Genomic DNA, 21,941 nt, shown 5'->3' on the forward strand with positions numbered 1-21,941 from the left:
GGCCGGGTCGATCGGAGTTGTGCTTATGAGGCACTGACCGATCGACGCGGAGGTAACCGTGACGCTCAGCGAGCTCCTGCCCAGCCTCGGCTGCGAGGCCGCCGACCACCTCGAACCCGGGGTCTGGCCACGGAGCACCCGGCTCGGGCCAGGCGGGGAACTGCTGTTCGCCGGCGCGCCGGTGTCCCACCTCGCCGCGAGGTTCGGGACACCGGCGTACTTGCTCGACGAGGACGAAGTCCGCCAGAACGCGCGCGCGTACCGGAAGGCGCTGCCGGACGCCGAAGTGGCGTACGCGAGCAAGGCGCTGTGCACCCGCGCGGTTCTGCGCTGGGTCGCCGAGGAAGGGCTTTCCCTCGACACCTGCTCGGCGGGCGAGATCGCGGTGGCGCGGTCCGTCGGCTTTCCCCCCGAGCGGATCCTGCTGCACGGCAACGCGAAAACCCCCGAAGACCTCAAGGCGGCGTTGTCCTACGGCGTCCGGCGCATCGTGGTGGATTCGCTCGACGAGATCGAGCAGCTCGGCGCGCTGGCCACCGGCGCGCAGCAGGTGCTGATCCGGGTGACACCCGACGTCGCGGCGGGCACGCACGCGGCGATCACCACCGGCACCGAAGGACAGAAGTTCGGCTTCTCGTTGCGCGAGGGGGTCCGCGACAACCTCGGCCGGGCCGTCTCCGCGGTGCTCGCGCAGCCAGGGCTCCGGCTGGCCGGGTTGCACTGCCACATCGGTTCGCAGGTGTCGCGGGTGGATTTCTACGAACTGGCCGCGCGCAAGATGGTCGGCGTGCTCGTCGCACTCCGCGAGACCCACGGTGTCACCCTGCGCGAACTGGATCTCGGCGGCGGGCACGCCGTGCGTTATCTGCCCGGCGATCCGGGTTTCGACATCGACGGCTATGTGCGCCGTCTGCGGGTCGCGCTCGCCTACGAATGCTCCTCGCACGGCTTCCCCCTGCCGAAACTGACGATCGAACCGGGTCGCGCCATCGTCGGCCCGGCGGGTATCACCGTGTACCGGGTCTGCGCGGTGAAACGCGGTTCGCGCACTTTCGTCGCGGTCGACGGCGGGATGAGCGACAACGCGCGGCCCGCGCTCTACGGGGCGGCGTACACCGCGCGCCTGATCGGCAGGCGCAGCCGCGCGGCCAGGCGGCCGATGACGGTGGTCGGACGGCACTGCGAATCGGGTGACGTCCTCGCCGACGGGCTCACGCTCCCCGACGACGTCCACCCCGGCGATCTGCTCGCCGTCCCCTGCACCGGGGCGTACCACCACTCGCTCGCGTCGAATTACAACCTCGTCGGCAGGCCGCCGGTGGTCGGCGTTTCCCGGGGTACGGCGACGCTGCTCGTCCGCCGCGAAACCGAGGAAGACCTGCTCAAACGCGATCTCGGCTGACCCGCCGTCCGAAATCCTCGGCACCTGGCCTGTCACGCGACAGAATCCTTTGCCCGAAGGGGCAGGGAAAGAGAATCGCGACAAACAACTTAACGGCGGTAGCATTCTGGACATTGATCGATACGCTGCGCGACAAGAATCGCATGCCGAAACAAAGGGAGGGACGGCATGGGTGACGAACCACGCGCGCAGATGGAGCAGCGCACACCTAGGGGTTTGGACAATACCGATCGCACTCTGATCGCTCTACTGCAAGTCGACGGGCGGGCCTCGTTCACGGCCTTGGCCAAGGCCGTCGGACTGTCGGAGGGCGCCGTGCGGCAGCGCGTCCAGCGGCTGCTGCGGGACGAGACGATGCAGATCGTCGCGGTCACGGATCCGGCGAACGTCGGGCTCGGCCGTCAGGCGATGGTCGGGATCAGGGTCCAAGGCGATCCGCGGGCGGTCTCCGACCAGCTCTCCGGATTGCCGGACGTCCACTACGTCGTGCTGACCGCGGGAGGCTACGACCTGCTCGCCGAGGTCGCCTGCCGGGACGACGAACACCTCTTGAGTGTGCTGAACGACGACATCCGGCCCATCCCGGGTGTCGTCAGCACGGAGACCTTGGTCTACCTGAAACTCGCGAAACAGACATACGCCTGGGGCAACCTGACCCGCTGACGGCACGTCCCGCGCCATGAACGGACCGTTCCTCGCGAATTTCGCGAGGAACGGTCCGTTCATGGCGTTCACGGGAGGGCTAGACGCAGCGCAGGAACGCGTCGGGAGTCCGCCGCCCGGAATCGAGACCGCGGAGGACTTTCGGCAGCGTCCCGGTGTACAGGACCCCGAGCCGCTGCGTCGCCCGCGTGAGCGCGACGTACAGTTCCGCCTCGCCGCTCGGGCCGTCCGCGAGGATCCGCTCCGGTTCCACCACGAGGACGGCGTCGTACTCCAGTCCTTTGGTCGCGGAGGGCGCGATCGCGCCGGGCACTCCCGGCGGCCCGATGACGACCGACGTCCCCTCGCGACCCGATTCCTCGCGGGTGAACTCGGCGATGGCATCCTCTATGTCTACTTCGGACAGTCGACGAGCCCACGGACGCACCCCGCACGAACGCACCGATTCCGGCGGAACGGCGCCTCCCGCGAAACTCGCCAGCAGCGAAGCCGCCACCGCCATGATCTCCGAGGGCGTCCGGTAGTTGACGGTCAGCTTCCGGTACACCCAGCGATCGGCGACGTACCGCGAGAGCATCGCGTCCCACGACCGGGCGCCCGACGGCGACCGCCGTTGCGCGAGATCCCCGACGACGGTGAACGACCGGCTGGGACAGCGCCGCATCAGCACCCGCCAGTCCATTTCGGACAGCTCCTGCGCTTCGTCGACCACGACGTGGCCATAGGTCCATTCCCGGTCGGCCGCGGCGCGTTCGGCGAGATCCCGTTCGTCACGCTCGGCGAACCGGTCCGCCAGTTCCTCGGCCATCAGCACGTCCGTCGGCCGCAGGGCGAACTCGTAGTCGTCGTGGTCCTCCTCGACTTCGACGATTTCCAGCACTCGCTCGGCGTACTCCATCCGGGCCCGCCGCTGCCGTTCCTCCGCCCGGCGTTCGGCGGTGCGGTCGACGCCGAGCAGTTCGACGGCTTCGTCAAGCAACGGCACGTCGGCGACCGTCCACGCGTCCGCGTCCTCGCGGAACAGCGACGGGTCGGCGCCGGCCGCCCGCAACCGCTCCGGCGAGGCGTAGAGGTCGGCGAGCAACCGTTGCGGCGTCAGCGACGGCCAAAGGCGATCGAGCACCGCGCGGAGCTGCTCGCTGGCTTCGAGGTCGCGCCGGGCGTTCTTCAGCATCTCCGGGCGCGTGTGCTCGTCGTCCGACGGCAGCCAGCCCGCGCCGAGCCGGTCGACCGCCCGCGTCGCGAGCGCGGCGATCACCTCCCGTTCGAAGACGGTCTTCGCCTCGTTGTGCAGCAGGCCGCTTTCCCTGGCGACCGCACGCGCGGCGGCGGCGACCCCGGCGTCCAGCGACACGGTGACGTCGTCGAGTTCGATCGGCTCCGCCTCGGCGGGGAGTTCCTGCCGGTCCGCCACCGCGGCCGCGAGCACGTCCAGGATCGCCAGCGAGCCCTTCAGCCGCTGGACCGCCGGCGGGTCCTCGCGTTCGGTGCGCAGACCGGCCACGAGGTCACCCGGCGTCGCGAAGACCACGCTGGTCTCGCCGAGCGACGGCAGGACACGGCCGATGTGGTCGAGGAAACCGCTGCTGGGCCCGACCACGAGCACGCCGCGGCGTTCCATGCGCTCGCGCTTGGTGTACAGCAGGTACGCCACGCGGTGCAGCGCCACCGCCGTCTTCCCCGTGCCCGGACCGCCCTCCACGACGACGACACCCGCGTGCGCCAGCCGGATGATCTCGTCCTGCTCGGCCTGGATCGTCGCGACGATGTCCCGCATCCCTTCGCCGCGTGGCGCGTTGACCGCGGCCAGCAGTGCCGCGTCGCCGCGTTCCCCCGCCGATTCCGGACGGCCGAAGACCTCGTCGGCGAAGTCGCGGACGTCGCGGCCGAGGGTGCGGAATTGACGGCGCCGCGCCATTCCTTCCGGGGACGCGCCCGTCGCGCAGTAGAACGCGCGCGACGCCGGCGCCCGCCAATCGAGCACCAAAGGCTCGTAGTCGTTCTCTTCGTCGAAAAGACCGATCCGGCCGACGTAGGACCGTTCTCCCGAAAGGGCGTCCAACCGGCCGAAACAAAGACCCTCGTCGGCGATTTTCAGCCTGGCCATCTCTCGCGCCTTCGCACCGGCCGAGACCTCACGGTCGGACAGCGCGAAGCCTTCTCCTCGCAGCGCACCGGCATACGCCTCCTTCACCCGCGCGCGTTCGGCGTCCAACCGCCGGTAGAGCGACGCCACGTACTGCCGTTCGGATCTCAATTCCTCGTCGTACCCCTGATTTGACAAGTTCCCCTCACAGCGGTTAGACTGACAACACATTCGGCGCGTCGATCAGCAATTCTGAATCGGGCGCCGATTTTTTATTGTCCACCGCTTGTCAAGAGGGACCCGGCATTCCCCCGGAAACGATCGTGCGCGACAATGGGGACGAACATCCGCCATTACCGCGCACGACCCGCTCAGCCGAGCATGAACTCGCGGGGGTCCAGCGCGCGCCCCACCACCCGGACATCGCCGAGCCAGCCGTGGAACGCCTGCTCGACGATCGAGTCGTAGGCGTAGGCGCCGATCAGCCACGAGCCGCCGGGGTTCGCGATCCCCGCGGCCGGCGTCTTCGGGTTCCGCAGCACCGGGCAGCCGTCGACGTAGAGCGTCGTCCGCCTGCCGTCGTTGACCGCCGCGACGTGGATCCACTTCTCCAGCTTCAGCTCGTGCCCCCAGCAGGTGGAGATCCCGTTCTGGTTCACCGGGAACACCGCCCACTGGACCGCCGCACCGTCCGAAAGGGACAGTGTGGCCGAAGGCTCGCCGGGATCGTCGCCGGTCTTGCCCGCCTTGCCGCCGGAGCCCTGCCTGCCGAAGATCGCGGCCCAGGCGTGCTTTCCGTCCTTGAAATCCGCGGGCAGCTTCACGAACGCCTCGACGGTGTAGCCGCGCGCGAACGTCTCCGCGTTCATCGGCGCGGAGTCCGCCGTGCGCAGATACCCGCCGCGAGCCGGTTTCTTGCCGCCGTCGAACCGCAGGCTCGACCTCGACGGCTGCCGCCCGGAGAACTCGCCGGAGAACCGCAGCGCCTCGGGCGCGCTGCCGGGCAGGGTCACCCGGACCAGGTCGTTGCCCCGGCCCGAAAGGTCACGGACACCGTCCACTGGCGCGCCGTCACGGCCCTCGAACCGCCAATAGGCCACGGTCCCGCGGATCAGCTGCCGCCCGGCGGGCCGCGCGGGCGGGACCGGGACCGGCGCGAACCCGGCGAACCTCGATTCGAAGTCGATCTCCAGGCTGAAGTAGTCCGCCGGGCCGGTGCGTTCGATCTCCTGCCGTTGCAGCTCGTTCAGCCGCGGCGCCTGGTCCGCCAGCCACGGCGAGACGGTGCGGACGTCGATCACGTCGCGCGCGAGGTCGAAGCGGTAGAGCCGGATCATCGCGCTGCCGCCGTAGTAGCGGTCCTGGTAGTTCGTGATGTGCAGATGGACGTCGTGGCCCGCCTTGTTCCGCTTCACCGTGCGGCCCGGCGGCCAGTAGTGCCCGTTGAGGGTGAGGAAGATCTGATCGTTCCCGTCGATCAGCTCGTCCCACACCTTCTGGCCGAACTCCGAGAACCGGGCCTGTCCGGCCTCGTCGGCCCATACCAATTCATGGATGGTCAGAATGGCCGGGAGCCGCGGATTCCGCGCGAGCACCGACCGCGCCCACTCCAGCCCGCCCGCCGACGGCCGCCAGTCGAGCGCGAGCAGCAGCCACTCGCGTCCGCCCGCGCGGAAGACGTGGTGGCTGTTGTAGCCGTCCGGGCTCGCGCCGCGGAAGGTCCGCGAACCGCGCTGCCGCTGCGGTCCGAACGCGTCCAGGTACGGCGTGCGGCCGCGCTGGTCGTCGGTGGAGGACTTGATGTCGTGGTTGCCCGCCAGCGTGCTGTACGGGAACCGGCGCCGGTCCAGGTGCTGGAACGAGCGGCTGATCTGCTCGAACTCGCCGGGCTGCCCGTTCTCGGTGAGGTCGCCGAGATGCGCCAGGAAGACGATGTTCTCGTCGCCGCCGGTGACGTACCGCAGGGTGGCGTCCAACGGCGCGGGGTCCCCGCGGTCGGCGTCGAAGAGGTACTGCGTGTCGGGCAGCACCGCGAGGGTGAAGCGGCCGTCTTCGAGGTCCGGGCCGTGATGGCCGAAGGTCGCCGAAGCGGCGGGAGCACCTAGCGCGGGTAGCGCGGAGACCGCCGCACCGGCGCCGAGCAGGCCCGCGCCGCGCAGGAAGGTCCGTCTGGATGAGTCGTTCACGGCCGAAACCTACGGTCGCGGAGGCAACGCGCTCCGAACCGCGGATGAACACTTGCCCCGCTCGGTAGCTTCGTCCCATGGGGAACGTCAAACGCTGGCCCGTACTCGCCGGGGTCGGCGTGGTGGTGGCCGCGGCAGGCTGGTGGATCGTGGACGAGATGCCTTCGGTGGACGACGCCGTCGCACGGGAGGCGCTGCCGCCGATCGACGAACATCTGCGCGCGCTCGCCGGTTCCAGGGACGCGGGAGTCCGCTGGGTGTGCACGCAGAAGGTGATCGAGACCCGGCCGGACGGCGACCGGGTCAAGATCGGCCTGGTCGCGAGCTGCGACGAGGTCGCGAAAGAGGGCGACGGGCTCGTCACGCGCGGCGGATTCCGCCGTCAGCCGGTGGTCTACCGCGTCGAACGCACTCCCGGCGGATACCGCGTGCTCGACCGGAAGTTCGCGGAGGACGGCGCCGGCTACTCACGTTCGGTCAAGGAGATGTTCTCGTGGGTCGGCGCCCGCCGGGTGCTCGACGGCGCGAGCCCGGACGACCCCCGGAACGTGTCGGCCGCCGCGTTCGGCCTGCCCGGAAGCACCCCGGTGCGCACGGGCCGCTGATCAGTCGCCGTTGCGGTCGATCTTCTTCGGCACCACGAACCACATGACGACGAACAGCACGGCCGAAAACACGCCGAGGATCGTCATCGCGATCGGGCCGAAGACGACCTTGGCGATGAGCGCGACGGTCGTGATGATGGCGGCCGCGAGGCAACCGAGCCCGACCAGGACGGACCTATTGCCGACGGTGAGGATCCGCTCACGGTTCCCGGTGCGGAAGAGCAGCCGGTGCCACGCGGCGGGCGCCGTCAGCAGCACCGTCGAGCAGACCGTGAGCAGGACCGCCGTCAGATGGACGGATTTCTCGAACCCGCTCGCCTGGTGGAATTCGTCGGTGAACACCACCGTGAGCAGGAAACCGAAGAGGATCTGGACACCGGCCTGCGCGACCCGCAGCTCCTGCAGGAGCTCACTGACGTTGCGGGTCAGGCGTTCGTTCTTCGTCTCGCCGGTGTGCTCGACCATTCAGCGGCTCCAAGACCATCGGTTGACGCCTGACCTTTTCGTGCCAGCCGAGCGAAGTCACTGACACGACCACAACGGCGAGGCCCAGCCACTGAGTACCCGACAAATCGGCGTTCAAGCACAATACGCCGATGACGGCGGCCGTGACGGGGAACGCCAGCTCGGCCAGCGTCGCCCTGGCCGCGGGCGTCGACCGCAGGCCCACGTAGTAGAGGCTCAGCGCCAGCAGGCCGGGCACCAGCGCGAGCAGGCCGAGCCCGAGCGCGTTGTCCCAGCCGACGGCGAACTGGCCGCCCTGGTACGCCACGATCCCCGCCGAGACCGGCAGGCCGACCGTGAAGCGCAGCGTGGTGACCTCCTTCGGCGCGAGTTCGGTGGACAGCATCCGGCCGAGCACCGTGCCCGCCGCCCACAACGCGGCCGCGCCGATCGCCAGCAGGGCCGCCTTCGCCGCGGCGACCTGGATGTTCAGCGGATCCTTGAAGGCCAGCAGCCAGGCACCGAGCAGCGCCGGGACCGCGAACAAGGCGTATCCCGGGCGGACCCGCTCACGGAGCACGAAATACGCCGCCAGCACGGCGAACACCGGCTGGAGCTTCTGCAGCACCAACGGCGTCACGGGGTCGCCCAGTTTGAAGGCCGCGGTGAACATCGCCGTCGCGAGCGCGGAAGACCCGCCGCCGATGGCGAGCACGGCCAGCCATTCCCGCGGGCCGGTCCGGCGCAGCGCGCGGATGGCGCCGGGGACGAGAGGGCTCAGCACGAGCACCACCAGCAGGTGCTCCCAGAAGACGACCGTGGCCGCCGGGAGCGCCTCGGCGAGCGGCAGCCGCAAAAGCCCGTCGGTACCCCAAAGAGCGGCGGCGACCGCGACCAGCCAGGTGCGGTCCGGAGGGTTGTTACTCACTTGTCCTTCCATCCATGCCCCCGCCACCGCCCTCAACGGACGCGCTGGCGCGCGCACTCTGCTCATAGTCTGAGAATGATCGCCCGACCGAGTGACCACCCTGGCGTGTCCGATTCGTGCGGACTAGGCAAGGGGCATGCGCCCCGTCCCCGCACTCTCGCTTGTCCTGTCCGCGGCCGCACTGGCCCTGACCGCCGGCGCCGGACCGGCCACCGCCGTCCCCGGCTCCCGCGTCCACGTGATCACCGCCAAGAGCGGTCTCACGAGCTACAAACCCGAACTGGTGCCGCCCGGCGCCCGCGCGCACGTCTTCGGGTTGACGTCCAGGCATCTCGGCACCTCGACCGCGGTCCTCGTGACCGGCCTGCTGCCCAACCGCGAATACGGCGCCCACGCGCACACGAAACCGTGCGGTGCCACCGGTGATCTGGCCGGACCGCACTACCAGAACGTCGAAGACCCGGTGAAGCCGTCGGTGGATCCGGCCTACGCCAACCCCCGCAACGAGATCTGGCTCGACCTCACCACCGACGCCACCGGCCGCGGCGCCGCCGTGTCCAAAGTGGACTGGACGTTCACCGATCGGCGCGCGAACTCCATCGTGATCCACGAAACGCATACCCACACCCACCCGGGCCACGCCGGGACGGCGGGCGCCAGGCTGGCCTGCGTGACCGTCGGCTTCTAGAAGCCCCAGGTGCGTTCGGGCCGGATCCTGATCCGGACGTGGTACTCCCGGTCGAATTTCGGGACGTCGTAGTCGATCGCCGGGTAGTGCTTCTCGTACTTGCCGAGGAAGCCCGGCTGCTCCGACGCGAGACCGTCCGGCAGGATCTCGGCCCTGCCGCCGATCACCAGGATCGAGCCCCCGTGCTCGTCGCTGTTGAAGTGGAGGCTGACCTCGGGGTTGGCTTCGATGTGCCGGGTCTTCGCCGTGTCCGGCTGGCTGAAGACGATGATGTCGTCACCATCGAGCACGAACCACACCGGGCGCGGCGAAGGACGGCCCTTCGGGCTGATCGTGGTCAGCCAGGCGACGTTCTCCTTCGCCCGCTCGGCGAGCCGCGGGTCGGGTTGGTAGGTCATGAACCCACCAACCACGACCCGGCGGCATTTCTTCCTCGTCCGCTCAGCGGGACGCGACGAGTTTCGCGTACCGCGTCCCTGCGCCGAGCAGCACCAGCCCGGCGATGAGGAAGGCGGCGACCCTGGCCAGGCCGTCCAGCGCGGCGAGGTCGAACAGCACCAGCTTCAGCACCGCCGCGCCGACCAGCACGAAGCCGATCACCCGCAGGTTGACCGCGGAGATGCCGCGGACGAGCAGCACCAGCGCGGCGACCGTCCAGGACACCGTGATCACCACGTGGCCGACCAGGAAACCCGAGCGGCCGGGAACGGCCAGCATCGCGCCGCACAGCACCATCGCGCCCGCGCCGTAGAGCCCGCAGACCCCGGCGAAGAGCCACGGCACCACGTTCTCCGCCGCGGCCTTGAACAGCCCGAGCCGGTGCGCGACCCACGGAAGCGTGATCGAGACGGCCAGGATCGCGAGTGCCACCAGGAACGCCGCGGCGAGATCGGCGTCCGGACGGTTCCGGATCAGGAAGAAGAGCGTCGGCGGGACGTCGAAGACCAGCGCGATCATGCCGCCGATGACAGCGAAGCCCAGCCCGCCGAAGAGGGCGACGTGCTTCTTCGTCCACAGTGCGACCAGAGACAGCAGGACCGCTTCGCCGATCAGGATCCCCGAACGGGCACTGCCGTCGAACAGCGTCATCGTCGTCTGCAGGGCCGCGACGAGCCCGGCTGCGCCCGCGAGCTCACCGGTCCAGCCGTCGAGCCACTTACCGACGGCCCACACCGCGAGCAGCACCAGCGCGACCGACGCCGTGACCAGCACGGCCGGAGTCTTCGGCAGGAACAAGGCGGCGAGCAGCGAAGGCACGGGGGCGAAGGCGAGCAGGACGAGCGCGGCGGCGTCCCCCGGCCGCTTGGCGGTGACGATCAGGGCCAGCGCGAGTCCCACGCCACCCACGGCCAGCGCGGCGGCGGTGTTGGCGGTGCTGCCGCCGAGACCGGTGAACGCCGTGCTGAAGACCGACGCGACCAGCGGCGGGATCCCCGACGCGACCGCGACCGACGGCCACGACTGGCGCAGCTGCACCGGCGTCGAAGCGACCTGGACCACGAGCAGGAACGCGACCAGTTGCGGGGTGAACCCCTGCGTGATGATCGGCGCGCAGACCACACAGCCGAGCACGACGGCCGTCGCGAGCAGCGACGACTTCCACCGCACGGCCAGCAGCAACCCGCCGACCGCGATCAGCAGGCCGAGCGCGAGACCGGCGTAGGCCGGGAGGTACTCGTACATCGTCGTCGCGGCGATGGCGTCGAGGTACAGCGCGCCGATACCGGTGGCGGCGAGCGCGAACGCGCCCGTGCGGCCCGCCGGCGTGCGGTGCAGGCGGAGCCCGATCCCGACCAGCGCCGCGCCGAGCACGGCACCGCCGATCACCCGCGGCACCGGGCCGAACCAGCCACGCTGGATCGCGAGCACGAGGAACAGCACGATGCCGAGCAACGTGACCGCGCCGCCGATCCAGGCCAGCAGCCTGCTGCCCGCGCCTTCCTTGCCCAGCTTCTCGGCGAGGGACACCTTCGGGGCGGGCTGGTACGGGCGGTACGGCTGCTGATACTGCTGGCGGTACTGCTGTTGCTGCCACTGCGCGTACTGGGCTTGCTGGTACTGGGCCTGCTGGTATTGCTGCTGGTAGTGGGCGTGTTGCGGGTGCTGATACTGGGCGTGGGGGTACGGCTGCTGCGGGACCTGCGGCTGCGGGGCTTGCTGCGGCTGCTGAGCCTGAGGTGCGGGCTGCTCGGCTTGCGGCTGCTGAGCCTGAGGCTGCGGCGCCTGCTCGGGCACCTGCGGTCGAGCCTGGGCCTCCTCGGCTTGCGGTGCCTGCTGCCCGGCCTGCTCAGTGGCCTCTTCGTGCTTCGGTTCCGCCGCGGACTGGACGGTCCGCAGCTCCGTGCCGACCCGCGCGAGGCGGGCCCCAAGGTCGTCGATCTCCCCGGCGAGCCTGAGGAGCACATCCCCATCGGTGGTCATGGCGATCAGCATGCGGCCTGAAGGGCCCGGAGGGATCCGTAGCACTACTCAATCGTGATGACGATGTGGTCGCGACCTGCAAGATCATCGCGATCGGGCCCAGACCCGGAGCGCTCGCATCCGCCGTGTTGCGCAGTCGCAACGAGACGATCTTTTCCATCCCATCTCAGTAGATGTCTAGGGCGCTATTGACGCTTGCGTCTAGCCCTGCCTAGACATACGCTGTGAGACGACGAGAGGTCATCAAGAAGATCGCTGTCGCCGCCAGGCGGCAACGCGCGGCGTGGATTCTGCAACGGGAAGGCGCCAACCACACCATCTACACCTTGAACGGTGTGGTGATCCCCATCCCGCGCCATACCGAACTGGGCGAGGTCTTCGCCGTCGACATTTTCAAGGAATGCGAGGGCGTCCTCGGGAAAGGATGGTGGAGGAAGTGAAGACCTACCACGCCGAAGTCACTCGCGATGGAAGATTCTGGCTGATCCGCGTCCGAGAGATCGACCGCTCGACCCAGGCTCTCCGCTACAAGGACGTCGTGACGATGGCCAACGAGCTCATCGAAATCATGGACGGCGCCGGAAACGACGAGTACGACTTGCACCTCGAAGTGCACCTGCCAAGTTCCGTCAAGGATCACCAAGCCCGCGCCGAAGTCCTGCGCGAAGAGGCCCAACGCAAGCAGGCCGAAGCGGCCGCCGAACACCGTGCGGCGGTTCAAGAACTGCTCGCTCTTGGAGTTTCACAACGCGAAGCCGGTGAAGTGCTCGGCATGTCGTTCCAGCGTGTCAGCCAGTTGGCGAAGTCGTCCTGACGTTCCGAACGGCCGTCGGGATTTCTCCGGCGAGAGCACCGGGCGCTCGTGGTCGATTCTCGGCGACGACCGGCCCACCTTCGCGTGACAGACACCACAGGCGACAATGGAGGACGTGACAGCCACCCTGAGCAAGCCCAGCCTGAAGATCGGCCCCTACGAGGTCGATCCGCCGGTCGTGCTCGCTCCCATGGCGGGCATCACCGACGTCGCGTTCCGGCGGCTGTGCCAGGAGTACGGCGCCGGCATCTACGTCTGCGAGATGATCACCGCCCGCGCGGTGGTCGAGCGCCACCCCGGCACCATGCACATGATGACCTTCGGCGAGAACGAAAAGCCCAGGTCCATGCAGCTTTACGGGGTCGACCCCAAGACCATGGCCGAGGCCGTCCGCATCATCACCGGTGAGGGGCTCGCCGACCACATCGACAGCAACTTCGGCTGCCCGGTGGCGAAGGTGACGCGGAAGGGCGGCGGCGCGGCGTTGCCGTTCAAGCGCAAGCTGTTCGCCGACATCGTGCGCGAGTCGGCGAAGGCCGCGGCCGAGGCGGGTGTGCCGTTCACGGTCAAGTTCCGGGTGGGGATCGACGACGACCACCTCACGTACCTCGACGCCGGGCGGATCGCCGAGGCGGAGGGCGCGGCGGCGGTCAGCCTGCACGCGCGCACGGCCGCGCAGCGCTACTCCGGCCAGGCCGACTGGACGAAGATCGCGGCCCTCAAGGAAGCGGTCACCAGCATTCCGGTGCTCGGCAACGGCGACATCTTCTCCGCCGAAGACGCGTTGCGCATGGTCGACGAGACCGGTTGCGACGGTGTCGTGGTCGGCCGCGGCTGCCTGGGCAGGCCGTGGTTGTTCGGCGAACTCGAAGCGGCCTTCGCCGGGCGCCCGCAGCCGACGCCGCCGAACCTCGGCGAGGTCGCGAAGGTGCTGCGCCGCCACACGGAACTGCTCGTCGAGCACGACGGCCACGACAAGGCGATGCGCGACATCCGCAAGCACATGGCTTGGTACTTCATGGGTTTCCCGGTCGGCTCCGAACTTCGCCGCGGTTTCGCGATGCTGTCCAGCATGGACGAACTCGACGATCTCATCGCCAAGCTCGACCACGACGCCCCGTTCCCCAGCGCCGCCACCGGGCCGCGCGGGCGGCAGGGTTCGCCGGGCAAGGTCACGCTGCCGCACGGCTGGCTCGACGACCCGGACGACGACTGCGTGCCCGAGGCCGAGGACATGCATTCGGGCGGATAGCCGTCCCCGTAAAGTCGGCGTCGTGATCGAGCAGCTGAGCATCCCCACCGCGGCCGGTTCCTTCGACGCCATCGCGGCCGGCCCCGAAGACGGCCGCCCCGTACTGCTGCTGCACGGCTTTCCCGAGGCCGCGGTGGAATGGGAGCACCAGGTCGCGACGCTCGGCGTGCTCGGCTATCGCGCGGTGGCCCCGGATCAGCGCGGCTACTCCCCGGACGTCCGGCCGGAACAAGCATCCGAGTACGGCATCGACGACCTCGTCGGTGACGTCATCGCGATCGCGGATCGCTTGGGGTGGAACGAATTCGACCTCGTCGGACACGACTGGGGCGGCGCTGTCGCATGGTGGACGGCCGACGCGCATCCCGGCAGGCTCCGCAGTCTCGCGGTGATTTCGACGCCGCATCCGGCGGCGCTGGCGGAGGCCATGAAGACCGACGAGGACCAGCATCTCCGGTCCGCGTACATGACCGAATGGCGGCAGACCAGGGTCACCGAACGGCGGATGCTCGAGAACGACGCCGACGCGCTGCGCCGCATGTTCGACTGGAAGGTTCCGCCGAGCAAGGTCGACGAATACGTCCAGCGCCTGTCCGAACCGGGCGCGCTGACCGCCGCGCTCAACTGGTACCGCGCCGGCCGCCCCGGCGGGAAGATCGGCCCGATCGAGGTACCGACGCTCTACATCTGGAGCACCGAGGACGCCGCCTTCGGCTCGACGGCCGCGCTCGACACCGCGAACCGGGTCACCGGCCCGTACCGCTTCGAGATGATCGAGGACGTCTCGCACTGGGTGGTGGAAGAGGCACCCGAGGCCGTCACCTCGTTGCTCGTGGAGCACCTTTCATCCCACTAACAGGGGTAACCCTGGTCGCGGTACCCGTTACCGCGCGCCTGCTGGTTCAGTGGGGCGGATGAACAACATGACCGAAGTGGACACCGAACGCATCGTCTACGTCACCGAGGACGGCGAGCCGACCGGTGAAACCGCGCCCAAGCTGGCTGCCCACCACGAGCACACCCGCCTGCACCTGGCGTTCTCCTGCTATCTGCTGCGCAGCCGCGACCAGGCCCTCCTGATCACCAGCCGCGCCGCCACCAAGAAGGTGTGGCCCCGGGTGTGGACCAACAGTGTCTGCGGGCATCCCGCACCGGGTGAACCGATCGAAGAGGCCGTCCGGCGCCGGGCCGCCTTCGAGCTCGGCTTGCCCCGGCTGAACGGGCTCAGGTGCGTCCTTCCGGCGTATCGCTACTCGACGCCGCCGTTCGAAGGCGTGGTCGAGAACGAGTTCTGCCCGGTCTTCGTCGCCTGGGTCGACGAAGATCCGGAACCGCATCCGGACGAGGTCGGCGACTGGCGCTGGCTGAGCTGGAATGATTACGCACTGTTGCTGAATGACGATGTGACTGACGTGAGTTACTGGGCGAAAGATCAGTTTTCGCAGCTCAAAGACATCGAGCCGTTTTCGTCCTTACCGAACGGCACTCCGGTGCGTGACAATGGCGCCGAACCGTCGTCCTCTTGAGCGATATTCGCATTGGCCCGTACTCATACCTCAAGAGATCCCTCCTATACGACGAAAACCAATTCGTGGCGGAGGTGAGCGTGGCAGCCGACGACGAGGCCGCGCTCCCACCGGGCGCGCCGGGCACCGATCTGCTCACCCTGCACGAGTCGATCGCACGAGTTCTCGCCACGCAGGGTGATTGGCGCCGCGCGTACCACCACCTCAAGTCCGCTTTGGACCTCGCCAGGGCGGGCAGCCTGCGGGACACCCTGACGTCCAGTTACAACCGCCGTTACCTCGATCAGTGGCTGCACGGTCCGGCCGTCGACCATCGCGGCCCGCCCGGTGTGGCCATCGCTTTGGTGGACCTCGACCTGTTCAAGGACGTCAACGACACTTTCGGACATCTGGTCGGCGACCGCGTGCTCCGCGAAGTGGCCGACCTCCTCCAGCAAGGACTCCCACCCGAAGCGTTCTGCGCCCGCTACGGCGGCGAGGAGTTCGCGCTCGTCCTCCCCGACGTCGACGCCGCCCGCGCCGTGCGCATCGCCGACACCGCCCGCATCCGGGTCGCCCGCCATCCGTGGCGCCGGATCCGCCCCGGCCTCTCGGTGACGATCAGCGTCGGACTCGCGCACGAAAGCCGCGCCGAGCCGGATATCGGAGCGGAACCGGAACGGCAGTTGCGCAGTGCCGACGCTTTGTTGTATATGGCGAAACGGGCCGGGCGAAACAAAGTGGCCTATCAGGACGCGGAATCGTCAAGGACGATTCCGCAGCAGATGAACGCGGCCGAGTCCGCGGGCGCCTAGCCACTCACCGGCACCCCACCCAGTCGAGCTTCGCACTCTGCGTAGTGGTTTCACACCTTTTAACGCAGCTTTAACCACGACCGCTCACCCGATCGCATGGACCGTTCGGCGCTTCTCGGTACCTTGAGTGAAGAAAATTCCGGGATGGTTGTCGTCACGAACCCGAGGTGTCCGTACGATAACGAAAGAGCTTCGACGAGTCGTGAAAGGAGACCGAGTGCCCGACGAGCACCACAACCCGGGGACCGGTCGCCACAGTCACACCGACAGGAGCGCCGGCGAGCGCGGCCGCAGGGCTCGGCGCCGTTCGATGGACACCCACGGCGGTATCAGCGTTTCGGACGTCGTCGCACGTCACACCGGGGAACGCCCGGTCTTCGATCCCGCCGCCGAGGCGCCGGCTCCGCGCCGCCTCCGGCAGAGCGAACCGGCGCCCGAGCCTCCGAGACCCGGCGTGCGCGCCGCTCGGACGGAGCCGCCCGCACCGCGTCGTCCTCGCCCCGCCGCTCCTGTCGAAAACCCGGCGCCCGCGCCCCGCGCGGCCAAACCCGCCACGCCGCGGGCACAGACGCCACCGCTGAACCCACAGCCCACAGAGGCCCCGCGTCCGCCTCGCGCGCGCCCGCCGCGCCGCACTTCGCAGGCCGCGCCCAGTCCCGAAGCCCCGACTCAGCGCCGTCCACCGCTGGTGAACCCGGGCGCGCAGCAGCAGCCCGCGGTACCGCCGCCCCCGCGCCGTCCCCGCCGCCCGGTGCAGCGGCCGGTGCAGCAGGCGCCGGTCCCGCCGAGGTCCGAGATGGACCGGCTCACGATGACCGACGAGCTCGAGGCGATCGACGACGCGACGATCACCAAGCGCAAGATCGACCACACCCTGGCCCGGTTCTCCGCCGCGCACGACGAACTCGAAGCCGAAGAGGCCAAGAAGCGCGAGCGCCGCGAACGGCTCGCCGCCCGCCCCGCCGCGTTGCTGGAGCAGACCCGCACGGCACTGCAGCGGGTGGTCACGACCACCGATTCCGCGCCGTCGGAAGCCGCCGGGGAGCCGGCCCCGCAGACCCGTCTGCAGGAGAAGAAGAAACGCAAGACCAGGCAGACGGCCAAGGCGGGCCGGATCGCCGCCGCCGTGGTCGCCGCCCTCGTGTTCCTCTCCATCGGTTCGGCCTGGGGCGCCCAGACCTGGTTCGACGCGAAGTTCAACACCGTCGCTTCGCTCGATGAGGACTCGGCCGACATCCAGGACGCCGCGGGCCAGACCGGTGACGAGAACTTCCTCATGGTCGGCTCCGACACCCGCGACGGCGCGGCCGCCGAAGACGGTGTCGGCGACGCCGACGGCACCCCGGGCGCCCGTTCGGACACGGTCATGATCGCGCACGTCCCCGCCGACCGGCAGCGTGTCGTCATGGTGTCGTTCCCGCGCGACCTCGAGATCAACCGTCCCGCATGCAAGCGGTGGGACCCGGCGACGTCGTCGTACTCGGAAGAGTCCGCGCCGGCGCAGAAGATCGCGAAGCTGAACACGGCCTACGCGGTCGGCGGCCCGCAGTGCGTCACGAAGGTCATCCAGCAGATCACCGGCATGAAGATGAACCACTTCGTCGGGATCGACTTCAACGGCTTCAAATCCATGGTCGACGCCGTGCAGGGCGTCACCGTGTACAACGAGAAGCCGGTCGACGACACCACGCTCGGCATGATCATCCCGCAGGCCGGCGAGGTCCGGATCTCCGGCGACCAGGCGCTGAACTACGTCCGGGCGCGGCACGTCAAGGGCGACCCGACGTCGGACTACGGCCGGATCAAACGGCAGCAGGCCTTTCTCGGCGCGCTGCTGAAGACGGTGATGTCGAAGGACGTCATCCTGGACACCGGCAAGCTCAGCGGATTCATCGACGCGTTCGCCAAGGCCACCTTCGGCGAGAACCTCGGCATCAACCAGATGATGACGCTGGCGAAGTCGATGCGCGGGATGGGTTCGGACAAGGTCAAGTTCCTCACCGTGCCCACCACCGAAGAGGCGAACAAACGCGGCAACGAGGTGCTGGTGCAGAGCCGGGCGAAGGCCGTCTTCGACGCGCTGATCAACAACACCCCGCTCGAAGAGAAGGCACCGGCGCCACCCGCGGGCGAGAAGGCACCCGCTCCGACCAGCTCCGCCAAGTCCGGCGGCACCAAGAAGAGCAGCAGCTCAGGCTGAGGAACATTCGTTAGTCCGGGTTCACGTCAGGTTCACTCTGGGATGCGGCTTTTGGCCCCTGTTGCCCGTAGGGTTGGGCCATGCGTGAGGCTTACCATGTCGAACTCGAACAGCTCGCCGAGAACCTAGCGAGCATGTCGCTCCAGGTCGCCGACGCGATGGAGCGGGCGACCCGGGCGTTGCTCGAGGTCGATCTCGGACTCGCCGAGCAGGTGATCAGCGACGACGCGAAGGTCGACGACGCGCGCGCCGAATGCGAGGAGCAGGCGTACGCGCTGCTGGCCCTGCAGGCACCCGTCGCGACCGACCTGCGGACCGTCCTCGCCGCGATCCACGCGGCGGAGAGCCTGGAGCGGATGGGCGATCTGGCGCTGCACGTGGCCAAGGCCGCGCGCCGCCGTCACCCGGACCCCGTGCTGCCCGAAGAGGTGAAGGCGGACTTCGCCAAGATGGGCGAGGTCGGCGTCAGCCTGGCCCGCCAGGTCGAGCAGGTCATCAAGTCCAAGGACGTCGAGGCCGCCCGCACGATCGAGTCGGACGACGACGAGGTCGACGAGATCCACAAGCACCTGTTCACGGTCATCATGGACCGGAACTGGGACCACGGCGTCGCCGCGGCCGTGGACGTCACCCTGCTGGGCCGCTTCTACGAGCGCTTCGCCGACCACGCCGTCTCGGTCGCGCGACGGATGATCTTCGTGGTGACCGGCAAGATGCCCGGCTACGGACCCGACGAGCTGTAGGGGACTTTCCCGCATAGGACGTAGCGAAAAGGGCCCTTCGCCGCATTTCACGCGGTGAAGGGCCCTTTCGTCTTCTCACACGACTCTCGACCGCCGCGCATGTCGCGAAAGCCACTTTCGCGACGTCAGATGTCCCGAAAGTGGCTTTCGCGACATCCCGCGGCGCACGGTGCCGTCCCACGCGGGCCGTGCCTGGCGATCCTCAAGTACCTTGCCGGGCGCTCTCGCGTGACCGGCCGGCCGTCACCTGTGTCCAGACGGACGACACGCGTGATCAGACGGACGACACTCCCGCGGCTGGGCAACGCGGTGAGCCGTCCATCCAGTCACGCGTGTCGTCCGTCCAGACACACGTGTCGTCCGCTCAGTCACGCAGATGCCCAGCCGCCCGCGCGAGTCCGTCACCTGTGCACCCGCCGCGGGAACGCGTTGCGAAAGCCACTTTCGCAACGTTGAAGGTTGCGAAAGTGGCTTTCGCAACGTCCGCCCAGCCGACCTCGCACCCGCCGCCGCCCCTCCAGACCCCAAGCGCGGGAAGGGGGCCTTCACGCGCAAAAAGGGGACTCAGCCGAAGCGGCCCGAGATGTAGTCCTCGGTCGCCTTCTCGTCCGGGTTCGAGAAGATCTTCTCGGTGTCGTTCAGCTCCACCAGGCGACCCGGCTGGCCGACGCCCGCCAGGTTGAAGAACGCGGTCTGGTCCGAAACCCGCGCCGCCTGCTGCATGTTGTGCGTCACGATGACGATCGTGTACTCCTTCTTGAGCTCACCGATCAGGTCCTCGATGGCGAGCGTCGAGATCGGGTCGAGCGCGGAGCACGGCTCGTCCATCAGCAGCACGTCGGGCCGCACGGCGATCGCCCGCGCGATGCAGAGCCGCTGCTGCTGACCACCGGAGAGGCCGCCGCCCGGCTTGTTCAGCCGGTCCTTGACCTCGTTCCACAGGTTCGCGCCGCGCAGGGCGCGCTCGGCGACGTCGTCGAGTTCCTTCTTGCCCTTGGTGCCGCCGAGGCGCAGGCCCGCCACGACGTTGTCGCGGATGGACATCGTCGGGAACGGGTTCGGCCGCTGGAACACCATGCCGATCGTGCGGCGGACCTGCACCGGGTCGACTCCGGCGCCGTAGATGTCCTCGCCGTCGAGCAGCACCTCACCCTCGACGCGGGCGCCGGGGATGACCTCGTGCATGCGGTTCAGCGTGCGCAGCACCGTCGACTTGCCGCAGCCCGACGGGCCGATGAACGCGGTGACGTTCCGCGGCGGCACCGAGAGGGTGACGCCGTCCACGGCGTGGAATTTGCCGTAGTAGATGTCCACGTCTTTGACGTCGATTCGTTTGGCCATCTCAAACAGCTCACTTCTTCTTCGGGGCGACAAGACGGGCAAAGAGCATGGCGAGGAGGTTCACGATCGCGATGATCAGTACCAGGGTGAGCGCCGCCCCCCAGATCCTGTCGAACGCGACGGTACCTTCGTCGAACGGGTTGCTGACCCGTTCGTTGTTCATCAGAAGCGGCAGTGCGGCCTGTTCGCCACCGAAGATGTCCCAGTTCACGTAGGCGGAGTACCCCACGAGGACCAGCAGCGGCGCGGTCTCGCCCATGACCCGGGCGAGCGCCATCATGATGCCGCCGACGATGCCGGACAGCGCGGTCGGCAGGACGATCTTCATGATCGTCTTCCACTTCGGCACGCCCAGCGCGTAGGAGGCTTCGCGCAGGTCGTCCGGGACGATCCGCAGCATCTCCTCCGAGGAGCGCACGACCACCGGGATCATCAGCAGGACCAAGGCGAGCGACACGGCGAAACCGCTGCGCGGCAGGCCGAACGTCGTGATCCACAGGGCGTAGATGAACAGCGCCGCGACGATCGAGGGGACACCGGAGAGGATGTCCACCATGAACGTGGTGATCTTCGCGAGTTTGCCGCGGCCGTACTCGACCAGGTAGATCGCGACCAGCATGCCGATCGGGACCGCGATGATCGCGCAGACCAGGCCCTGCAGCACCGAACCGATGATCGCGTGCAGGACGCCGCCGCCGACCTCGTCCGAAAGCACCGCGCCGAAGTCTTCGGTCCACCAGTTGCTGTAGGGGATCCGCTTGACACCGTTGATGACCACCGTGGCGAGCAGCCACACCAGCGGCACGACGGCGATCAGGAACGACAGCCAGATCAGTACCGTCGCGACGCCGTTCTTGGCTTTCCTCGCCAGGCTGACCTGCTGGAAGGCGGGCGGGGTGGCGGGGGTCTTCTCGAGCGTGGTGGACATGCTCAGTCCCCCTTCTTGGCGATGACGGATCGCGCGATGAAGTTGACGACGAGCGTCAGCAGGAACAGCACGAGACCCGCCGAGATGTAGGCGCCCGCCGAGATCTCGTTGTTGAGTTCCGCGTAGTCCGCCGCGATCTTCGAGGCGAACGTGGCGCCGCCGTCGAAGAGGCTCCAGGTGAATTCGCGGCCCACCGTGCCGGTCAGGATGATCGCGAGCGCGATCGTCTCGCCCAGCGCCCGGCCGAGGCCGAGCATCGAGGCGCCGATGTAGCCCGCCTTGCCGAACGGCAGCACCGTGGTGCGGATGACTTCCCAGCGAGTGGCGCCCAGTGCCAGCGCGCCTTCGATATGCGGGGTCGGGGTCCGCTCGAACACCTCACGGGACAACGAGGTGATGATCGGCAGGATCATCACCGCCAGCACGATGCCCGCGGTGAAGATGGTGCCGCGCATGTTCGGTGAGACGTTGCCCGCCGCGAAGATCGGGATCCACGAAAACGTCTCGTTGACCCACCGGGCGAACGGCTCGATCGTCGGCGCGAAGACCATCAGGCCCCACAGGCCGTAGATGATCGAGGGGACCGCCGCGAGCAGATCGATCACGTAGGCGAACGGCCGCGCCAGCCGCTTCGGCGCGTACTGGGTGAGGAAGAGGGCGATTCCGAGCGAGATCGGCATCGCGATGATCAGCGCCAGCAGGGACGAGTACACCGTGACCAGCAGCAGGCCCATGATGCCGAACCGCATGTCGTCCGGGTCGGTCTCCCAGACCTGGCTGGTCAGGAAGTTCACGTTGTCGGCCTTCAGCGCCGGAATGGCCTGCACCAGCAGGAACAACCCGATCAGGCCGATCAGCGAGACGACGAGGATGCCGGCTCCGGTGGTCAGGAACTGGAAGATGCGGTCACCGGGTCGCAC

At 68.6% G+C, this 21,941-nt stretch carries 21 protein-coding genes; 12 read left to right on the top strand and 9 right to left on the bottom strand.

The genetic code is table 11. From position 1 onward, the window contains the following. Positions 1 to 58: 58 nt before the first annotated feature. Together lysA and ACZ3HL_RS13530 are read left to right on the top strand one after the other, a co-directional pair. Entirely contained in the window at positions 59 to 1,402 is a 1,344-nt protein-coding gene (gene lysA / locus ACZ3HL_RS13525; protein ID WP_465531111.1) for a diaminopimelate decarboxylase, read from the top strand. 168 nt (positions 1,403 to 1,570) lie between these two features. Further along, positions 1,571 to 2,065 (top strand): Lrp/AsnC family transcriptional regulator, encoded by a 495-nt coding sequence (locus tag ACZ3HL_RS13530; protein WP_005167158.1) that lies wholly within the window; start codon positions 1,571 to 1,573, stop codon positions 2,063 to 2,065. A 79-nt stretch (positions 2,066 to 2,144) separates the two neighbouring features. Here the strand turns inward: ACZ3HL_RS13530 and helR are convergent, their stop codons facing one another. Next, on the bottom strand, positions 2,145 to 4,349 hold the full coding sequence (gene helR / locus ACZ3HL_RS13535) for an RNA polymerase recycling motor ATPase HelR (protein WP_465531113.1): 2,205 nt from the start codon (positions 4,347 to 4,349) through the stop codon (positions 2,145 to 2,147). A gap of 173 nt (positions 4,350 to 4,522) precedes the next feature. Next, positions 4,523 to 6,337: a LamG-like jellyroll fold domain-containing protein gene (locus ACZ3HL_RS13540; RefSeq protein ID WP_465531115.1), complete on the bottom strand. Its 1,815-nt coding sequence runs from the start codon at positions 6,335 to 6,337 to the stop codon at positions 4,523 to 4,525. A gap of 77 nt (positions 6,338 to 6,414) precedes the next feature. Between ACZ3HL_RS13540 and ACZ3HL_RS13545 the strand changes: the two genes are divergently transcribed. After that, positions 6,415 to 6,942 (top strand): hypothetical protein, encoded by a 528-nt coding sequence (locus ACZ3HL_RS13545; protein WP_465410339.1) that lies wholly within the window; start codon positions 6,415 to 6,417, stop codon positions 6,940 to 6,942. Here ACZ3HL_RS13545 and ACZ3HL_RS13550 read toward each other — a convergent pair whose 3' ends face one another. Both ACZ3HL_RS13550 and ACZ3HL_RS13555 read right to left on the bottom strand, forming a co-directional pair. Beyond that, complete coding sequence (locus tag ACZ3HL_RS13550) at positions 6,943 to 7,407, bottom strand: DUF6328 family protein (protein ID WP_465410338.1); 465 nt, start codon at positions 7,405 to 7,407, stop codon at positions 6,943 to 6,945. Then, positions 7,352 to 8,326, bottom strand: coding sequence for a DMT family transporter (locus ACZ3HL_RS13555; protein ID WP_465531117.1), 975 nt, complete (start codon positions 8,324 to 8,326; stop codon positions 7,352 to 7,354). The genes ACZ3HL_RS13550 and ACZ3HL_RS13555 overlap by 56 nt, the downstream gene beginning before the upstream one ends. A gap of 124 nt (positions 8,327 to 8,450) precedes the next feature. Here ACZ3HL_RS13555 and ACZ3HL_RS13560 point away from each other — a divergent pair, with 124 nt between their 5' ends. Beyond that, a complete protein-coding gene (locus tag ACZ3HL_RS13560; RefSeq protein WP_465410336.1) occupies positions 8,451 to 9,002 on the top strand; it encodes a superoxide dismutase in 552 nt (183 codons plus the stop codon). Here ACZ3HL_RS13560 and ACZ3HL_RS13565 read toward each other — a convergent pair. Further along, on the bottom strand, positions 8,999 to 9,400 hold the full coding sequence (locus ACZ3HL_RS13565) for a TIGR03667 family PPOX class F420-dependent oxidoreductase (protein WP_465531119.1): 402 nt from the start codon (positions 9,398 to 9,400) through the stop codon (positions 8,999 to 9,001). The genes ACZ3HL_RS13560 and ACZ3HL_RS13565 overlap by 4 nt on opposite strands. Before the next feature lie 43 nt (positions 9,401 to 9,443). Then, a complete protein-coding gene (locus ACZ3HL_RS13570; RefSeq protein ID WP_465531121.1) occupies positions 9,444 to 11,435 on the bottom strand; it encodes a DUF2339 domain-containing protein in 1,992 nt (663 codons plus the stop codon). A 212-nt stretch (positions 11,436 to 11,647) separates the two neighbouring features. Here ACZ3HL_RS13570 and ACZ3HL_RS13575 point away from each other — a divergent pair, with 212 nt between their 5' ends. The 8 genes from ACZ3HL_RS13575 to phoU all read left to right on the top strand — a co-directional run bounded on the left by ACZ3HL_RS13575 (position 11,648) and on the right by phoU (position 18,752). Next, positions 11,648 to 11,863 (top strand): hypothetical protein, encoded by a 216-nt coding sequence (locus ACZ3HL_RS13575; protein WP_465410333.1) that lies wholly within the window; start codon positions 11,648 to 11,650, stop codon positions 11,861 to 11,863. Continuing rightward, on the top strand, positions 11,860 to 12,237 hold the full coding sequence (locus tag ACZ3HL_RS13580) for a hypothetical protein (protein WP_465410332.1): 378 nt from the start codon (positions 11,860 to 11,862) through the stop codon (positions 12,235 to 12,237). Before ACZ3HL_RS13575 ends, ACZ3HL_RS13580 begins: the two co-directional genes overlap by 4 nt. A 106-nt stretch (positions 12,238 to 12,343) precedes the next feature. Next, positions 12,344 to 13,489, top strand: a complete 1,146-nt coding sequence (gene dusB / locus ACZ3HL_RS13585) for a tRNA dihydrouridine synthase DusB (protein WP_465531123.1) — start codon at positions 12,344 to 12,346, stop codon at positions 13,487 to 13,489. Between the two features lie 22 nt (positions 13,490 to 13,511). Continuing rightward, positions 13,512 to 14,345 (top strand): alpha/beta fold hydrolase, encoded by an 834-nt coding sequence (locus ACZ3HL_RS13590; protein WP_465410331.1) that lies wholly within the window; start codon positions 13,512 to 13,514, stop codon positions 14,343 to 14,345. A 58-nt stretch (positions 14,346 to 14,403) separates the two neighbouring features. After that, positions 14,404 to 15,015: an isopentenyl-diphosphate Delta-isomerase gene (idi, locus tag ACZ3HL_RS13595; RefSeq protein ID WP_465410330.1), complete on the top strand. Its 612-nt coding sequence runs from the start codon at positions 14,404 to 14,406 to the stop codon at positions 15,013 to 15,015. Positions 15,016 to 15,080: 65 nt separating this feature from the next. Then, a complete protein-coding gene (locus ACZ3HL_RS13600) occupies positions 15,081 to 15,809 on the top strand; it encodes a GGDEF domain-containing protein (protein ID WP_465410329.1) in 729 nt (242 codons plus the stop codon). Between the two features lie 796 nt (positions 15,810 to 16,605). Further along, entirely contained in the window at positions 16,606 to 18,009 is a 1,404-nt protein-coding gene (locus tag ACZ3HL_RS13605; protein ID WP_465531611.1) for an LCP family protein, read from the top strand. Positions 18,010 to 18,089: 80 nt separating this feature from the next. Further along, the gene (gene phoU, locus ACZ3HL_RS13610) at positions 18,090 to 18,752 is read left to right on the top strand and encodes a phosphate signaling complex protein PhoU (protein ID WP_016337999.1); all 663 of its coding nucleotides are present in this window, start codon (positions 18,090 to 18,092) and stop codon (positions 18,750 to 18,752) included. A gap of 564 nt (positions 18,753 to 19,316) precedes the next feature. Here the strand turns inward: phoU and pstB are convergent. Genes pstB through pstC form a run of 3 tightly spaced genes read right to left on the bottom strand, consistent with a single transcriptional unit; the run spans position 19,317 to position 21,941 of the window. Further along, positions 19,317 to 20,093 (bottom strand): phosphate ABC transporter ATP-binding protein PstB, encoded by a 777-nt coding sequence (gene pstB, locus ACZ3HL_RS13615; protein ID WP_016338000.1) that lies wholly within the window; start codon positions 20,091 to 20,093, stop codon positions 19,317 to 19,319. Between the two features lie 10 nt (positions 20,094 to 20,103). Then, positions 20,104 to 21,021: a phosphate ABC transporter permease PstA gene (gene pstA / locus ACZ3HL_RS13620; protein WP_465410326.1), complete on the bottom strand. Its 918-nt coding sequence runs from the start codon at positions 21,019 to 21,021 to the stop codon at positions 20,104 to 20,106. Between the two features lie 2 nt (positions 21,022 to 21,023). Continuing rightward, positions 21,024 to 21,941 carry a phosphate ABC transporter permease subunit PstC gene (pstC, locus tag ACZ3HL_RS13625; RefSeq protein ID WP_465531613.1) on the bottom strand — a complete coding sequence of 306 codons (918 nt, stop codon included), beginning with the start codon at positions 21,939 to 21,941 and terminating at the stop codon, positions 21,024 to 21,026.

The organism is Amycolatopsis sp. NPDC000009, assembly GCF_055563465.1.

Bases quoted from the DNA above. Each gene is read 5' to 3' on its own strand.
- idi (WP_465410330.1), top strand. From the start codon at position 14,404: ATGAACAACATGACCGAAGTGGACACCGAACGCATCGTCTACGTCACC.
- ACZ3HL_RS13565 (WP_465531119.1), bottom strand. From the start codon at position 9,400: ATGACCTACCAACCCGACCCGCGGCTCGCCGAGCGGGCGAAGGAGAAC.
- ACZ3HL_RS13560 (WP_465410336.1), top strand. From the start codon at position 8,451: ATGCGCCCCGTCCCCGCACTCTCGCTTGTCCTGTCCGCGGCCGCACTG.
- ACZ3HL_RS13570 (WP_465531121.1), bottom strand. From the start codon at position 11,435: ATGCTGATCGCCATGACCACCGATGGGGATGTGCTCCTCAGGCTCGCC.
- ACZ3HL_RS13530 (WP_005167158.1), top strand. From the start codon at position 1,571: ATGGGTGACGAACCACGCGCGCAGATGGAGCAGCGCACACCTAGGGGT.
- phoU (WP_016337999.1), top strand. From the start codon at position 18,090: ATGCGTGAGGCTTACCATGTCGAACTCGAACAGCTCGCCGAGAACCTA.
- ACZ3HL_RS13550 (WP_465410338.1), bottom strand. From the start codon at position 7,407: ATGGTCGAGCACACCGGCGAGACGAAGAACGAACGCCTGACCCGCAAC.
- pstB (WP_016338000.1), bottom strand. From the start codon at position 20,093: ATGGCCAAACGAATCGACGTCAAAGACGTGGACATCTACTACGGCAAA.
- dusB (WP_465531123.1), top strand. From the start codon at position 12,344: ATGGAGGACGTGACAGCCACCCTGAGCAAGCCCAGCCTGAAGATCGGC.
- ACZ3HL_RS13545 (WP_465410339.1), top strand. From the start codon at position 6,415: ATGGGGAACGTCAAACGCTGGCCCGTACTCGCCGGGGTCGGCGTGGTG.
- ACZ3HL_RS13605 (WP_465531611.1), top strand. From the start codon at position 16,606: ATGGACCGGCTCACGATGACCGACGAGCTCGAGGCGATCGACGACGCG.
- pstA (WP_465410326.1), bottom strand. From the start codon at position 21,021: ATGTCCACCACGCTCGAGAAGACCCCCGCCACCCCGCCCGCCTTCCAG.
- ACZ3HL_RS13555 (WP_465531117.1), bottom strand. From the start codon at position 8,326: ATGGAAGGACAAGTGAGTAACAACCCTCCGGACCGCACCTGGCTGGTC.